Raw genomic sequence first — 14,239 nt, 5'->3', positions numbered from 1 at the left:
GGCATACTGCTTTTATGTTGAGTAATCACTCTATGAGAGTCCTATGTCTACCACTACTCCTTATTCAAAAAAAGAAGAATTAGCCAATAGTTTAAGCCATGGTTTAGGGCTTGTTTTTGGTGTTGTTGCGTTAGTTTTATTATTGGTAAAAGCAAATGCAGTGGATGCAGACTGGTTAACCATCGCAAGTATGTCTGTTTATGGGGCCAGTATCATTTTATTGTTTTTGGCTTCAACGCTTTATCATTCTATTGCCGCACCTAAAGCGAAACGTTTATTAAAAACGCTCGATCACTGTGCCATCTTTTTACTTATTGCTGGCAGTTATACGCCATACTTATTAGTGAGTTTACGTACTCCACTTGCATACTGGTTAATGGCTGTGATCTGGGCTATCGCGTTGATAGGTATTATTGGAAAGATTGTTTTTGTCTATCGTTTTAAAAAACTATCCCTTATTACCTACCTTATCATGGGTTGGTTATCGGTTATTGCGGTGTACCAATTAGTGATTCATATCGATATTAATGGGGTGATTTTATTAGGCCTTGGAGGGGTAATTTATTCTCTTGGGGTTATTTTTTATGTGTCGAAGAAGATCCCATACAATCATGCTATTTGGCATCTGTTTGTTTTAGGCGGTTGTGTGACGCAATTCTTATCTATTTATTATTATGTTCAACCAGTATAAATAATTAGTATCGTTACTATAAAAAATGGCACTAGAGAGTCTCTGTTTATAAAGAGATCCTAGCGCCATTTTTGTATTGAGTTGAATGCGCACTTACCCTTTCCAAAAAGCAGGGAAGAAAAGAACCAATACCGTTAATATTTCTAGTCGGCCCATTAGCATTCCAATACTTAATATCCATTTAGCCGCATCAGGTAAGGTCGAAAAGTTACCTGTTGGCCCGACAATATGCCCCATTCCGGGACCTACGTTGGCAACTGCCGTGACGGCACTTGTTATGCTCGTTATTGGGTCAAGTCCTAGACTGCCTAACAATGCAGAGATAACGATGATGGTTAAGAAAAAAGTAAAAACCAAAGCAACGACAGAGCGTGCGATATCATCAGTAACTTGTCGTCCGTTATAACGTTGAACAAAAATACCGGATGGATGAATTAGCTTCATCATTTGTTTTTTCAACATGGTTGCTGCTATTTGAAAACGGAATATTTTTATCCCACCAGCCGTTGATCCTGAACATGCGCCCGCCATCATAACAAAAGCAAAGATAATTGCTGGGAATGCGCCCCAAGCGGTAAAGTCATCTAAACCAAATCCCGTCGTCGTAATCACTGAAATGATGTTAAATACGGACACTCGCAATGCATCCATAATTTCATAGTCATTATGATAAACCAACCACGCGGCTACCGATAAGCTAGTGATCAATATGAGTTTGAGATAACCAATAACTTGGGCATCTTTAAATAGGACTTTTGGATCTCGTTTTTTCAATACTTGGATAAAAAGTAAAAACGGTAAACCGCCGGTAAACATAAAGAAGGCTGCAACCCAATGGGTGCTATTGGAGAAGCGATTCATTGAGCTATCAGAGGTAGAGTACCCTCCTGTCGATAGCGTAGTGAAGGCATGGTTTATGGCTTCGAACGGTGTCATACCAGTAACGAGATAACTTAGAAAACAAAGTAAAGTTAAGGTTAAGTACACGTTTACAATGTATTTTGCGACATATTTAGTTCGAGGAGCACTTTTATCTGACCAGTCGGAGGACTCCGTTTGGAAAAGCCTCATACCACCGACATTCAGCATTGGAAGTACGGCCACTGCCATTACGATAAAGCCAACGCCACCTAACCACTGCAACGTCGATCGCCACAATAGAATACTTGGAGCCATCTCATCAAGACCACTGAGAACAGTCGAACCTGTCGTTGTAATACCTGACATTGTTTCAAAGTACGCGTCAGTAAAACTGATGTGGTTGATGAAGACAAAAGGCAGGGCAGCAAAGGCACTGGCAATCGTCCAGACTAGTGTCGTGATAAGGAACATATCCCGAACGCTCATTTTAAACTGTTTACTGCGACCAAAAGTTAAACAAGCAAATGCTACTATGTGAGTAATAGCAACCGCTTGTGCAAACTCAATAAAGCCAGCTGTACCAGTAAAAAGAGCAACAAGAGTTGGGATATACATGAATAGGGCTAGCTTAGACAGCACAAGCCCTATAACAAATAAGATCGGTTTATAATTGACCATAATTACAGAAAGAACGGGCTCGGTTGGAATAGGCGTTCAACATCCTGAACGTATTTTTTATCCACTAGGAACATAACAACGTGATCATCCTGTTCTATCACGGTTTTATCGTGAGCGATCAAAACTTCTTCGCCACGAACGATGGCACCAATGGTGGTACCCGGGGGGAGTTTAATATTTTGTACTTCTTTCCCGACGACCTTAGAGGTTGTTTCGTCACCATGCGCAATGGCTTCTATCGCTTCTGCAGCACCACGACGAAGAGAGGATACATTGACGATATCAGCACGACGAACATGGGTTAGTAAGGCTGAGATGGTTGCTTGTTGTGGAGAAATAGCAACATCGATCACTCCACCTTGAACTAAATCGACGTAAGCACTGCGTTGGATCAGTACCATTACTTTTTTGGCTCCCATGCGCTTGGCGAGCATGGCAGACATAATATTCGCTTCATCTTCATTGGTTACGGCGATGAAGACATCCACTTGGTCGATGTGTTCTTCACTGAGCAACTCTTGATCTGCCGCGTCGCCACAAAAAACGATACTTTCTTCGAGTAATTCGGATAATTGCTCTGCACGTTTTAAATTACGTTCGATCAGTTTTACGCTGTAATTCTGTTCTAAACGTTTTGCTAAACCGGCACCAATATTACCGCCACCAACGATCATTATGCGTTTATATGGTCGTTCAAGGCGTTGTAATTCACTCATTACAGAACGAATATGATTACTTGCCGCAACAAAGAAAACCTCATCATCCGCTTCAATAACGGTTGTTCCTTGCGGACGAATAGGACGTCCTTGACGGAAAATAGCGGCTACGCGAGTATCAATATGAGGCATGTGGTCGCGAAGCGCTGATAACGCATTACCAACCAATGGGCCTCCATAGTAGGCTTTTACCGCAACTAAGCTGACCTTCTTTTCAGCAAAGCTAGCCACTTGCAGTGCCCCTGGGTATTCAATCAAACGTTCAATATAACCGGTAACCAATTCTTCAGGAGCAATTAAGTGATCCACTGGAATTGCATCAGATTGGAATAAACGTTCTTTTTCTTTTAAGTATTCTGGTGAACGAATACGAGCAATACGGTTTGGTGTATTAAATAAGGTAAATGCGATCTGACAAGCGATCATATTCGTTTCGTCAGAGTTGGTGACAGCAACCAACATGTCTGCATCTTGTGCCCCTGCTTCTCTCAAAGTATCAGGATGGCTAGCAAACCCTTGAACAACGCGTAAGTCATACTTATCTTGCAGCTCACGTAATCGCTCTGAGCTTTTATCTACAACGGTAATATCGTTGTTTTCGCCCACCAAGTTTTCAGCTAATGTGCCGCCAACCTGCCCTGCACCTAAGATTATAATTTTCATACCGATTGCTCGCTCGTGAGTCGATTATGCTTTTTGTAGAACGGCGTAATAGAAGCCATCCATATTTTCTTCACCAGGAAGAATTTGACGTCCAGGTTTTGCTGGGTCTGTATTATCCACCAGAGACGCGTTTTCAGTACGTTCTAAAAAGGCTTTTACTTGATCACAGTTTTCTTGTGGTGTGATTGAGCAAGTTGCATACACCATGGTGCCGCCTGATTTTAGTTGTAGCCACATTGCATTAAAGATTTCACTTTGTAACTCTGCAAGTGCCTTGATGTCTTCTGAACGACGTAGCCATTTAATATCTGGGTGGCGGCGGATAACTCCGGTTGCAGAACAAGGCGCATCTAATAAAATGCGATCAAATTGTTCACCTTGCCACCATTCTTCAGGGTGACGAGCATCGCCACAAATCACTTTAGCTTCAAGATTTAAACGTTCTAGATTTTCGTAAACACGGGTTAAGCGAGTTTCATCACAATCAATAGCGACAACGTTGGTGTTTTTAGTGCGCTCTAGAATGTGCGCCGTTTTACCACCTGGAGCGGCACAGCAATCTAAAATCAGCTCACCATCTTGTGGTTGTAGATACTCAACAGATAGCTGTGCAGCGGCATCTTGTACGGATACCCACCCTTTTTCGAAGCCTGGCAATGTAAATACATCACGCGCTTTATCTAATAACAAAGCGTCTGTTGCTTGGCTGTGAGGGGTTACTGCAATCTCTTCTTTTTCAAGTAATGCAATGTATTCATCACGAGTGTGGTGTTGGCTATTAACTCGTAACCACATAGGTGCTTTGCTGTTGTTTGCTTCAACAATCGATTCCCATTGTGTTGGGTACGCTTCTTTTAGCATTTTTAGCAACCAACCAGGGTGACCGTATTTACCTGAATCGTGACTGATTGATTTTGCATCTAATTCTTCTTGGCTACGTTGGTAGCTTCGAAGTACACCGTTGATCAAACCACGCAGTTTTGGACCTTTTAGGTTTTTAGTGCCTTCAACGGTTTCGCCTACCGCAGCGTGTGCAGGAATACGCATGAAACTAAGTTGATAAATACCAACTAGGATCAGATGATGGAAAACACGTTGCTTTCCTTTTAATGGTTTATCCATTAAGGATTGAGCAACCGACTCTAAACGAGGAAGAAAGCGCAGTACGCCGTAGCAAATTTCTTGCAATAAGGCTTGGTCACGAGGTTTGATCTCAGATTGAGCCTTTGGAAGCGCTGAAGAGAGAGAATGACCCTGATCGACAACTTGATAAATAACTTTGGCTGCCGCAGCACGAACGTTCATGTCATCACCTAAATATGATTGGCAAAATAAAATGGCAAATACGATATTTGCCATTTAAAAAGTAAGGTGGCGATTATGCCACCTTTTTTATGTTTTGAAGAGTTAGTTCAGTGTATTACCCACTTCGAACCATTCTTTACGAGAATTCAAAATATCTTGAACGCCCATTGCTTTCTTTCCGGGTACTTGCAGTTGTTCAAATACGATCGCATTTGAGCTTGTTGCTACATAAATACCGGTTTTATCTGCCTGAATGATCGTACCAGGCGTTGCATCACCTTCGTAGGTTTCAACACGGGACTGCCATACTTTGATGGCCTTATCGTCCACAGAGAAGTGACTCATCGGCCAAGGATTAAACGCTCGAACACAACGTTCAATCGTCTCTGCATCCATTGTCCAATCGATTTTAGCTTCTTCTTTACTTAATTTTTTTGCGTAGTTGGCTTTTTCATCATTTTGTTTTTCTGCAAGGGCATTGCCGTTTGCAATATCCGATAAGCAATTAACTAAAGCAATAGGACCAAGCTCTGCAAGTTTGTTGTACATCGATGCGCTTGTATCGGTCGCTTCTATTGGCAGAGTGGTGATATTTAGCATGTCACCAGTATCTAAACCGATGTCCATTTGCATAATCGTCACGCCAGTTTCTGCGTCGCCAGCCCAAATTGAACGTTGGATAGGAGCGGCACCACGCCAGCGAGGTAAAATAGAACCGTGAACATTAATACAACCGAGTTTTGGTGTATCAAGCACTGCTTGTGGTAATAATAAACCATAAGCAACCACAACCATTAAATCTGCATTTTGGTCAGCTAATTCTTGTTTCGCGTCATCGCTTTTAAAGTTCTCTGGTTGGAAAACTGGAATCGCATGTTTTAGTGCCAATTCTTTCACAGGACTTGCCGTGAGTTTCTTCCCTCGACCCGCAGGGCGATCTGGCTGTGTATAAACACCAATAATCTCGTGATGAGAATCAAGTAGAGCTGCTAAATGGCGAGCCGCGAAATCAGGCGTACCTGCAAATATAATGCGTAAGGGTTTGTTCAAGTTAACCTCGGTCATCATGACTAATTTTTTTCGTTGAATTTTTTGATTTTTTCTAGCTTCTCTTTGATGCGTTTGCGCTTTAATGGCGACAAGTAATCAACGAATAATTTACCTTCAAGGTGATCTAATTCGTGTTGCACGCAGATTGCTAGTAAATCATCAGCATCAAAGCTAAATTCATTTCCATCACGATCCAATGCCGTTACTGACACTTCAGCAGAACGAGGAACCATTCCTTTTGCGCCAGGAACAGATAAACAACCTTCTTCTATACCGTCATCACCACTTTTTTGTGTAATAACAGGATTGATTAATACCATTGGTTCATCGCGTGTCTCTGATACATCGATAACCACGATACGTTGATGGAAATCGACTTGCGTTGCAGCAAGGCCAATGCCTTCTTCGTCATACATGGTTTCAATCATGTCATCGATGAATGTTTGGATTTCAGGTGTTACTGTTTTTACCGGTTTTGCTACGGTGCGTAGACGGTCGTCCGGGAACGTTAATACTTCTAATACGGCCATAATTACTCTAAATATTGAACTGCGCCGAAAACGGCATAAACCTAATAGCTCCAATTCTAGACATTTTATTAAGCAAATGACAGCATCGGTTCGAATGTCTGACAAGGAAAGCGGACCATGTTTAAAAAAATGCTGATATTAACCTCACTATTCACCACTATAACGCTATCTCCACTGTCTTTTTCTAATGAAGATAAGTTGATGTTAAAAAAGGATTACCCTGACACGTATACCGTAGAAAAAGGGGATACGTTATGGGATATATCCGCTCTCTTTCTTGATAATCCTTGGTTTTGGCCAAAGCTATGGAAAATTAACCCTGATATCAATAATCCTCATTTAATTTATCCTGGAGATAAGTTGAGCTTAAGTTGGCATAACGGAAACCCTGTTTTAAGTCTTAAGCCGTTGCAAAAATTATCACCCAAAGCTCGGATCATAGAAAAAGAAGCGGTTCCGACGTTAGCGCCTAGTTTAGTTGTTCCCTATTTAAAATCAGATCGTTTAATTGATGATGTTAATTATCGAGCGGCTTATCGAGTGTTGGGTACGAGTGACGGACGTAAGTTTCTTAGTTCAAATGAGCGAGTCTATGTTGATGGTGAACTTTCACATAAGGAATGGGGTATTTATCGCGTAATTAATGAATTTAAACGTAGAGATAATAAAGAAAAAGCGTACGCACTGAAATCGATAGGTACTGCAGAATTGGTAGACAGCACGGAAGAATTTAGTGGATTGAGAGTCCTTAAACAACAACAAGAAATCACGATAAATGACATTGTTTTACCGTTAGACGGTAAGAGTAACTTATCACTAACCACTACGTTTTATCCGTTGCCCGCCCCAACAAATAGTAAGGCTTCATTATTGGGTTCTATTGATGGCGGAGACTATTTGGCGGTTAATCAAGTGGCGGTGATAGATAAAGGGACAAATGACGGGTTACAACAAGGAAGTATGTTCGCATTAAAAGAAAAAGGGTACGCAGTAAAAGGTGATAAAGGTGAATATCATTATGATGACGAAAACAATAAAAAGAGTATTCAGTTACCAGAAACGGTGGTTGGAGAGCTGATAGTGATTCGTCCTTATGAATCATTTAGTTTAGCGTTAATAACTCGCAGTGAAACGCCTATTCATAAGCGAATGATTGTGACCTCACCACAGACAAAATAGAGGGATTGATGTTTAACTCAGATAAACACTTATCTGCATGGTTAACTCTGTGCTTTTGTCCTCGAATTGGTGGGAAGGTAATGTCTCGCCTACTTGCCATTGATTCTGTTGAAAATATTGTAAAGTACGATAAGGATAAATTGCAATCGATAGGGCTTTCTTGTGCGCAAATTGCTTACATCCAGGCTGTGAATCATGAAGAAGTAGATAAATGCTTATTGTGGGAAGATGGAGATTCTCTTAATACCATTTTAACGTTATCTGATCCTCGCTATCCGAAGTTATTATCTGAAATAAGCGCCCCGCCGCCAGTATTATTTGTTAAAGGTGATGTTTTGGCGCTATCTGAACCTCAAGTGGCTATTGTCGGTAGCCGTAATGCTAGCCTAGAAGGTTTAGAATGTGCGAAGCAATTTGCGGCTTCCATTGTGCAGCATAATTATGTCGTTACTAGTGGTTTAGCTCTTGGGGTTGATGGATACGCCCATCATGGGGCGATTGAAGCGAAAGGACAAACTATTGCAGTACTTGGTTCAGGGTTAAACAAGGTATATCCAGCAAAACACAGAACGCTGGCTGATCGTGTGATTCATAATGGGGCTTTAGTTTCTGAGTTTAGGCCAGATTCTCCCCCACGAGCGGACAATTTTCCTCGTCGAAATCGCATTATTAGTGGGTTATCTACCGGGGTACTCGTTGTGGAAGCGGCTGAACGTTCTGGTTCTTTGATTACTGCAAGGTATGCGAATGAGCAAGGGCGAGAGGTGTTTGCTTTACCGGGATCAATACATAACCCTACAGCTCAAGGTTCTAATTCTTTAATTAAAGCCGGTGCAAAGCTGGTTTCGTCACCGGAAGACATTTTTGAAGAGATCGGAGCATTAACCTATTGTGCAATCTCTCATCAACCTTCGCTTTTTGAGCAAGAAGTTGTCACAGAACAATTGCCATTTCCCAAAGTGTTCGCTACCGTAGGCATAGAGGCGACGCCTGTTGATATAATAGCAGAGCGATGTCAGACGCCTGTATATGAAATCATGATGCAATTACTTGAATTAGAGTTGCAAGGTTTCATCACTGCAGTCCCAGGGGGTTACATTAAAAAGCGGAGGGGCTAATCATGATGGATGTTCTGATGTATCTATTTGAAACGTATATCCATAGCGATATCGAATTAACAGTAGATCAAGAAAAACTAGAAGACGAATTACTAAAAGCAGGGTTTCACCAAGAGGCGATATATAAAGCGCTTGATTGGTTAGAAGACCTTGCTCATTTACAAGAAACTGACTCTCATGAGCATATTGCTAAGAGTACGTCGACGGCCATGCGAATTTATACTCAGCAAGAAATTGATGGTATTGATACGGTTTGCCGTGGGTTCTTATTGTTCCTTGAGCAAATTAAAGTATTAACGTGTGAAACTCGTGAAATGGTCATTGAACAAGTCATGACGTTAGAAACGGAAGATCTTTCTCTTGATGATCTGAAGTGGGTTATCTTAATGGTGCTATTTAATGTACCAGGACAAGAAAGTGCGTATACCCAGATGGAAGAGTTACTTTATACTTCAGATACAGGTATGACTCATTAAGGTTAATGAATGTCAGGTAAAATAAACAAGCAACTGTTTCAAGCGCATGAACATGCATTAGATCATGAATCTTGCCCACAATGCAGTGGTGAACTTGCCATTCGTTATGGTAAGCGTGGTCCGTTTTTAGGTTGTGGTAATTACCCTGAGTGCGATTATATTCGCCCTCTTAAAAGTAATGACGGTCATGTAGTTAAAGAGCTTGGTATTCCCTGCCCTGAATGTGACAGTGAACTTGTTTTACGACAAGGCCGATATGGAATGTTTATAGGGTGTTCTTCATACCCAGAGTGTTCTCATATTGAATCGTTAGAACAGAAAAAAGAAGAACCTAAAGAGCTATTGGCTTGCCCTAGTTGTCATTCTGGATCTTTGCATGAGAAACAGTCTCGTTTTGGTAAGACTTTCTATGCTTGTGATGCTTATCCTGTTTGTCGTTTTGTTGTTAATTTTGCGCCAGAAAAAGGCATATGTCAGCAATGTGGTTTTGAGTTGTTGCTAAGAAAAGAAATGGCAACAGGTTTAAAATTGGTTTGTGCAGATAAAAAGTGCAGTGTGGTACAAGATATAAAAAAATAGAGCATTGATGAATGCTCTATTCTATTGAGGTGTATCTGTTTATTTTGATAATACTTGAAATGCGTTTTTATCTAATAATTCAGAGAGTGCCATTAATTCTTTTTCTAAAGCCTCTGGTGATGATGCACATACATTTATATGTCCCATCTTCCTACCAACACGTTTTTCTTTGCCATACCAGTGAATATGGCAATGAGGCATAGTGAGGAGTTTTTTCGGTAAGGAGTCTTCACCTAAGATATTAATCATGGCGGTTGAACGAATCAATTCTGCTCCGACTAATGGTAAATCACATACTGCACGAATATGCATTTCAAATTGACATACATCGGTTCCCTGTTGGGTCCAATGGCCAGAGTTATGTACTCTAGGTGCAATTTCATTAACAAGCAGTTGACCATCTACATCAAAAAACTCAATAGCAAGTACGCCAATATAATCAAGTTCATTCACGATTGCAGAGAACATGTCATCAGCTTGTTGCTGTAATAAGCTTGTTCCTTCTAATGCGGTAGATAACGCTAATACACCATTAACATGAACGTTCTCTGTTAATGGGTATGTCACTATATCGCCATTCTTATTACGGGCACCAATTAAAGAAACTTCGCGATTAAACGGAATAAATTGCTCAGCAACGATGGCTTGATTTGGTGTGCTCTGAATTAGTTCATTCATTTCTTCCCAAATATGATCAATTTGAGAAGCTTCCTTTAAGCGCCATTGCCCTTTTCCGTCGTACCCACCTAGAGCACTTTTTAACACCATAGGAAGACCTACGCTACTAATTGAGTCTAAGAAGTCTTGCTTAGTTGTAATTATATGGTGTGTTGCATTGGCCACATTGGCATTATCAAGTAGTGTTTTCTCAATACGACGATCGCCGCCAGCTTTAATGGCTTCGGGGGTTGGCTGAAACTTACCACTTTGACTGCAAATATCTAAGATGTCGTAAGGAATGTGTTCAAATTCTGCGGTAATAACATCTACGCTATTAATTGTTTGCTCTAAAGTCGTATCCATGACCTGTTGCGTTAATGGGTGTACAATTTTGTTGTTGTTCACATCATAAGCGATAATGTCGATATTTAGTGGAGCACTCGCTAAAGACATCATGCGAGCGAGTTGACCAGAACCGAGTACAAGAACTTTCATCATTAATCCTCTGATGGATCTGGATTTGCTAAGACAGTATCTGTTTGTTCTTTACGGAAAGCTTCTACTGCTGCCATTACTGCTTCATTTGATGTACCAATGATTTGAGCTGCGAGGATACCTGCATTTGCAGCGCCAGCCTCACCAATCGCGAGTGTACCTACAGCGATCCCCTTTGGCATTTGAACGATAGAAAGTAGAGAGTCTATCCCTTTTAATGCTTTTGATTGAACAGGGACGCCTAAAACAGGAATACTCGTAAATGCAGCTGCCATGCCTGGGAGGTGAGCTGCACCACCAGCACCTGCAATAATAACTTTGATACCGCGATCTTTTGCTTGAGTTGCATAATCAGCAAGTAATTGTGGAGTTCTATGAGCAGAGACCACTTTGGTTTCGTAAGGAACATTAAAGCGCTCAAGCATTTCAGCGGCTAGTTTCATTGTTGGCCAATCTGATTTCGAACCCATGATAATACCGACTTTCATTGTGAACTCCTTGGATAAAGATAATGGCAATATATAAAAAGTTGGCAGCATTATACGGTTATTTAATAGGAAGGAAAACGTTTGCGTCAGGAAAAGTACAAGTTATTAACGATTATTCACAATTGAAAAATGGAAAGCGGTTGTTTGATTTCGTCTTATGAATAGAATAGAGCGATTAATAGAGTTAATAATGGTGCAAGAGTGAAGAATCTAGATCAAGTCGTAAAAGCCTTAAATAACGGTGATGTAATTGCCTATCCTACGGAGGGGGTTTTTGGTGTTGGCTGTGATCCGGATAATGAATTTGCCCTCCATCAATTATTAAAAGTGAAACAACGCCCGCGAGAAAAAGGGTTGATTTTAATTGCGGCCTCTATTGAGCAATTGCTTCCTTATATTGATTTAGCGCAATTAAATAATGATCAAATTAATAGAATTAAATTCACTTGGCCGGGTCCCGTAACTTGGATTGTCCCTGTTAATAAGAACACGTTACCTTTAGTGACTGGCCAGTTTGATAGTATTGCCGTTAGAGTCTCAGATCACCCTCAAGTTAAAGCTATTTGTTCTGCGTTTGGGAAGCCGATTACGTCAACTAGTGCAAATCTTTCAGGTTATGAACCTTGCCGAACGGTTTTAGAAGTTGAAGAGCAGCTAGGTGATTTAGGCGTGGTGGTTTTTCAAGGCGAAATTGGCAACCGAACTCAACCAACAGAAATCCGTGATGCAAAAACTGGAGAGACATTACGCCAAGGCTAATGCATCTACTATTTCTTTCAGGTAAGGTTGGTTCAGTTTAACTTTAATCATTGAAAGGAATCACTCATGGATAAGTATGCAGTCTTTGGTCATCCCATTAAGCAAAGCAAATCTCCTTTTATTCATACATTATTCGCTCGTCAAACAATACAACCTTTGGAATATGTTGCTATTGAGGCTCCAGTGGATGGCTTTCTTAATTCGGTAACTCATTTTTTTTCTAATGGGGGTAAAGGCTGTAATATTACCGTACCCTTTAAAGAAGAAGCATTTCAATTTGCCGATCAATTAACAGATAGAGCAAAATTGGCTGGTGCGGTTAATACGCTAAAAAAGCTGGATGATGGAATTATTCTGGGTGATAACACGGACGGTGAAGGATTAGTTCAAGACTTACTGCAATATCAGGTACCACTTCAAGATAAGCGTATCTTATTAATTGGAGCAGGAGGGGCAGCACGAGGTGTACTTCTTCCCTTATTAAAACAAAACCCCTCTTCTATTACCGTAGTTAATCGCACTTATGAAAAAGCAGAAGCACTCGCTGAGATATTTTCAGCGTATGGTGCTGTAGAGGCGGTTTGCATGAGTGACGTGACACGATCGTTTGATGTGATAATTAATTCAACGTCTGCCAGTTTATCTGGAGAGTTACCTAATATTAGTCCAGTGATTTTTTCTAAAGGCAGTATCAGCTATGACATGATGTATGGCAAAGGTAAAACGGTCTTTAATCAATGGGCATTAGATAATGATGTATACCAAGCTTATGATGGATTAGGAATGTTAGTTGGGCAAGCTGCGGAAAGCTTTACTGTATGGAGAGGATTACGTCCTAGCAGCAAACAAATACTACGAGAGCTTCGCAAAAATTTAGAAGGTATGTAATGAATCAATCAATTCTCTTTTCTGATGGGCAACAATGGAACCCTGAAAAGCAATGTATTATTTTATATGCTCAACAAATGGGTAATTTAATACCATGTCTTGTCTTTGTTTCATGGCTTACGTCAGAAAGTGGAGAAACAATAACAAATGAGCTTGATGCTTTACGTATTTTTGAGGAATATCGTTTTGATATAGAGGAACATGCAGAAGCATTGATTGAAGATGAAGAGTTCAATGCTTCTGGGGAAGTTGAGATTAAATAGCTTCCTCTTTTATATAACTATTTTTAAATGAAACGTAATTCATCGCTGATTTTTTTAGAAAACCAATTTCATCAGTTGATAACGATCTTACTTGTTTTACCGGGCTACCTATATAAAGGTAGCCACTCTTTAATATTTTATTGGGTGGAATTAAGCTACCAGCTCCAATCATGACATCCGATTCAATAATAGCATTATCTAAAATGATGCTTCCCATACCAACAAGAACACGATCCTTTATTTCACACCCATGAAGAATAACTTTGTGACCAATAGTTACGTCATCTCCAATAAGTAATGGGGCTCCTTTCGGGTTTTCTGGATTTTTATGTGTGACATGTAAGATGGAACCATCTTGGATATTGGTTCGTTGTCCTATTACTATTGAATTCACATCACCTCGAGCTACAACTAAAGGCCAAACACTGCAATCATTACCAATATTGATATCTCCAATTAAAATGCTTGATGAATCTATATAAGAGCGTAAGCCAATAGTAGGAAAGGTTGATTTATAGCTACGTAATGATGAATTCATATGATATCCCTTGAAAATGATAATTTAGTGTTAATTAAATGGGGTGATAAAGCTAATTTAGTATTGGTTTGTACGGACTTTAACCATAAAAACATAAAATCAAAATAATAGTAAAAAAGAACTTGCCAATGTGATCGAACTCTCTATAATGCGACCTCACTGACACGGAGAGCCCACCCCATAAGGGATTCGCAATCAGGTTAGTCAGGATGGTTTAGAAATTAAGTTTCGAATAAGTGCTTGACACTGAGGCTTAAAACGATAAAATGACCGTCCTCTTCACAGAAAAGCGAAAACGCTTT

16 protein-coding genes are annotated in these 14,239 nt (G+C 40.3%); 8 read left to right on the top strand and 8 right to left on the bottom strand.

Translation table 11 applies throughout. From position 1 onward, the window contains the following. Positions 1-43: 43 nt before the first annotated feature. Positions 44-691 (top strand): PAQR family membrane homeostasis protein TrhA, encoded by a 648-nt coding sequence (trhA, locus tag AACV33_RS21095; RefSeq protein ID WP_017023509.1) that lies wholly within the window; start codon positions 44-46, stop codon positions 689-691. Between the two features lie 93 nt (positions 692-784). Here the strand turns inward: trhA and AACV33_RS21090 are convergent, their stop codons facing one another. From AACV33_RS21090 to def, 5 genes are all read right to left on the bottom strand, one after another. Beyond that, positions 785-2,230, bottom strand: a complete 1,446-nt coding sequence (locus AACV33_RS21090) for a TrkH family potassium uptake protein (protein WP_023604457.1) — start codon at positions 2,228-2,230, stop codon at positions 785-787. Between the two features lie 2 nt (positions 2,231-2,232). Next, the gene (gene trkA, locus AACV33_RS21085; RefSeq protein ID WP_012548968.1) at positions 2,233-3,609 is read right to left on the bottom strand and encodes a Trk system potassium transporter TrkA; all 1,377 of its coding nucleotides are present in this window, start codon (positions 3,607-3,609) and stop codon (positions 2,233-2,235) included. A gap of 24 nt (positions 3,610-3,633) precedes the next feature. Further along, positions 3,634-4,914, bottom strand: a complete 1,281-nt coding sequence (gene rsmB, locus AACV33_RS21080; RefSeq protein WP_182699610.1) for a 16S rRNA (cytosine(967)-C(5))-methyltransferase RsmB — start codon at positions 4,912-4,914, stop codon at positions 3,634-3,636. Between the two features lie 102 nt (positions 4,915-5,016). Then, positions 5,017-5,964, bottom strand: coding sequence for a methionyl-tRNA formyltransferase (fmt, locus tag AACV33_RS21075; RefSeq protein ID WP_023604459.1), 948 nt, complete (start codon positions 5,962-5,964; stop codon positions 5,017-5,019). 20 nt (positions 5,965-5,984) lie between these two features. Continuing rightward, positions 5,985-6,494, bottom strand: coding sequence for a peptide deformylase (gene def, locus AACV33_RS21070; protein ID WP_012548971.1), 510 nt, complete (start codon positions 6,492-6,494; stop codon positions 5,985-5,987). Between the two features lie 117 nt (positions 6,495-6,611). On the opposite strand from def, the gene AACV33_RS21065 reads away from it, so the two are divergent. Genes AACV33_RS21065 through AACV33_RS21050 form a run of 4 tightly spaced genes read left to right on the top strand, consistent with a single transcriptional unit; the run spans position 6,612 to position 9,846 of the window. Beyond that, positions 6,612-7,673 (top strand): LysM peptidoglycan-binding domain-containing protein, encoded by a 1,062-nt coding sequence (locus tag AACV33_RS21065; RefSeq protein WP_182699609.1) that lies wholly within the window; start codon positions 6,612-6,614, stop codon positions 7,671-7,673. Between the two features lie 8 nt (positions 7,674-7,681). Beyond that, positions 7,682-8,791, top strand: coding sequence for a DNA-processing protein DprA (dprA, locus tag AACV33_RS21060; protein WP_065611938.1), 1,110 nt, complete (start codon positions 7,682-7,684; stop codon positions 8,789-8,791). A gap of 2 nt (positions 8,792-8,793) precedes the next feature. After that, the gene (locus AACV33_RS21055) at positions 8,794-9,267 is read left to right on the top strand and encodes a DUF494 family protein (protein WP_012548974.1); all 474 of its coding nucleotides are present in this window, start codon (positions 8,794-8,796) and stop codon (positions 9,265-9,267) included. A gap of 9 nt (positions 9,268-9,276) precedes the next feature. Next, the gene (locus AACV33_RS21050; RefSeq protein ID WP_023604462.1) at positions 9,277-9,846 is read left to right on the top strand and encodes a DNA topoisomerase family protein; all 570 of its coding nucleotides are present in this window, start codon (positions 9,277-9,279) and stop codon (positions 9,844-9,846) included. Positions 9,847-9,885: 39 nt separating this feature from the next. Here the strand turns inward: AACV33_RS21050 and AACV33_RS21045 are convergent, their stop codons facing one another. Further along, a complete protein-coding gene (locus AACV33_RS21045; RefSeq protein ID WP_023604463.1) occupies positions 9,886-11,001 on the bottom strand; it encodes a 5-(carboxyamino)imidazole ribonucleotide synthase in 1,116 nt (371 codons plus the stop codon). 2 nt (positions 11,002-11,003) lie between these two features. Continuing rightward, complete coding sequence (gene purE, locus AACV33_RS21040) at positions 11,004-11,489, bottom strand: 5-(carboxyamino)imidazole ribonucleotide mutase (RefSeq protein WP_023604464.1); 486 nt, start codon at positions 11,487-11,489, stop codon at positions 11,004-11,006. Positions 11,490-11,690: 201 nt separating this feature from the next. Here purE and AACV33_RS21035 point away from each other — a divergent pair, with 201 nt between their 5' ends. From AACV33_RS21035 to AACV33_RS21025, 3 genes are all read left to right on the top strand, one after another. Continuing rightward, entirely contained in the window at positions 11,691-12,248 is a 558-nt protein-coding gene (locus AACV33_RS21035; RefSeq protein ID WP_017023516.1) for a Sua5/YciO/YrdC/YwlC family protein, read from the top strand. 66 nt (positions 12,249-12,314) lie between these two features. Then, positions 12,315-13,136: a shikimate dehydrogenase gene (gene aroE, locus AACV33_RS21030; RefSeq protein ID WP_065611939.1), complete on the top strand. Its 822-nt coding sequence runs from the start codon at positions 12,315-12,317 to the stop codon at positions 13,134-13,136. Beyond that, a complete protein-coding gene (locus tag AACV33_RS21025) occupies positions 13,136-13,399 on the top strand; it encodes a DUF1488 family protein (protein WP_023604466.1) in 264 nt (87 codons plus the stop codon). Before aroE ends, AACV33_RS21025 begins: the two co-directional genes overlap by 1 nt. Here AACV33_RS21025 and AACV33_RS21020 read toward each other — a convergent pair. Beyond that, on the bottom strand, positions 13,392-13,937 hold the full coding sequence (locus AACV33_RS21020) for a gamma carbonic anhydrase family protein (RefSeq protein WP_182699608.1): 546 nt from the start codon (positions 13,935-13,937) through the stop codon (positions 13,392-13,394). The two genes, AACV33_RS21025 and AACV33_RS21020, sit on opposite strands and share 8 nt — an antisense overlap. Positions 13,938-14,239: the final 302 nt, after the last annotated feature.

This window comes from Aliivibrio sp. SR45-2 (assembly GCF_963890165.1).
GTDB classification, from domain to species: Bacteria; Pseudomonadota; Gammaproteobacteria; order Enterobacterales; family Vibrionaceae; genus Aliivibrio; species Aliivibrio salmonicida.
The sequence above is the reverse complement of the archived record's forward strand: the minus strand, read 5'-3'. Positions and strand labels throughout refer to the sequence as shown.

Bases quoted from the DNA above. Each gene is read 5' to 3' on its own strand.
- AACV33_RS21050 (WP_023604462.1), top strand. From the start codon at position 9,277: ATGTCAGGTAAAATAAACAAGCAACTGTTTCAAGCGCATGAACATGCA.
- AACV33_RS21020 (WP_182699608.1), bottom strand. From the start codon at position 13,937: ATGAATTCATCATTACGTAGCTATAAATCAACCTTTCCTACTATTGGC.
- purE (WP_023604464.1), bottom strand. From the start codon at position 11,489: ATGAAAGTCGGTATTATCATGGGTTCGAAATCAGATTGGCCAACAATG.
- dprA (WP_065611938.1), top strand. From the start codon at position 7,682: ATGTTTAACTCAGATAAACACTTATCTGCATGGTTAACTCTGTGCTTT.
- trkA (WP_012548968.1), bottom strand. From the start codon at position 3,609: ATGAAAATTATAATCTTAGGTGCAGGGCAGGTTGGCGGCACATTAGCT.
- aroE (WP_065611939.1), top strand. From the start codon at position 12,315: ATGGATAAGTATGCAGTCTTTGGTCATCCCATTAAGCAAAGCAAATCT.
- AACV33_RS21055 (WP_012548974.1), top strand. From the start codon at position 8,794: ATGATGGATGTTCTGATGTATCTATTTGAAACGTATATCCATAGCGAT.
- rsmB (WP_182699610.1), bottom strand. From the start codon at position 4,914: ATGAACGTTCGTGCTGCGGCAGCCAAAGTTATTTATCAAGTTGTCGAT.
- AACV33_RS21045 (WP_023604463.1), bottom strand. From the start codon at position 11,001: ATGAAAGTTCTTGTACTCGGTTCTGGTCAACTCGCTCGCATGATGTCT.
- AACV33_RS21025 (WP_023604466.1), top strand. From the start codon at position 13,136: ATGAATCAATCAATTCTCTTTTCTGATGGGCAACAATGGAACCCTGAA.
- def (WP_012548971.1), bottom strand. From the start codon at position 6,494: ATGGCCGTATTAGAAGTATTAACGTTCCCGGACGACCGTCTACGCACC.
- AACV33_RS21065 (WP_182699609.1), top strand. From the start codon at position 6,612: ATGTTTAAAAAAATGCTGATATTAACCTCACTATTCACCACTATAACG.
- AACV33_RS21090 (WP_023604457.1), bottom strand. From the start codon at position 2,230: ATGGTCAATTATAAACCGATCTTATTTGTTATAGGGCTTGTGCTGTCT.
- trhA (WP_017023509.1), top strand. From the start codon at position 44: ATGTCTACCACTACTCCTTATTCAAAAAAAGAAGAATTAGCCAATAGT.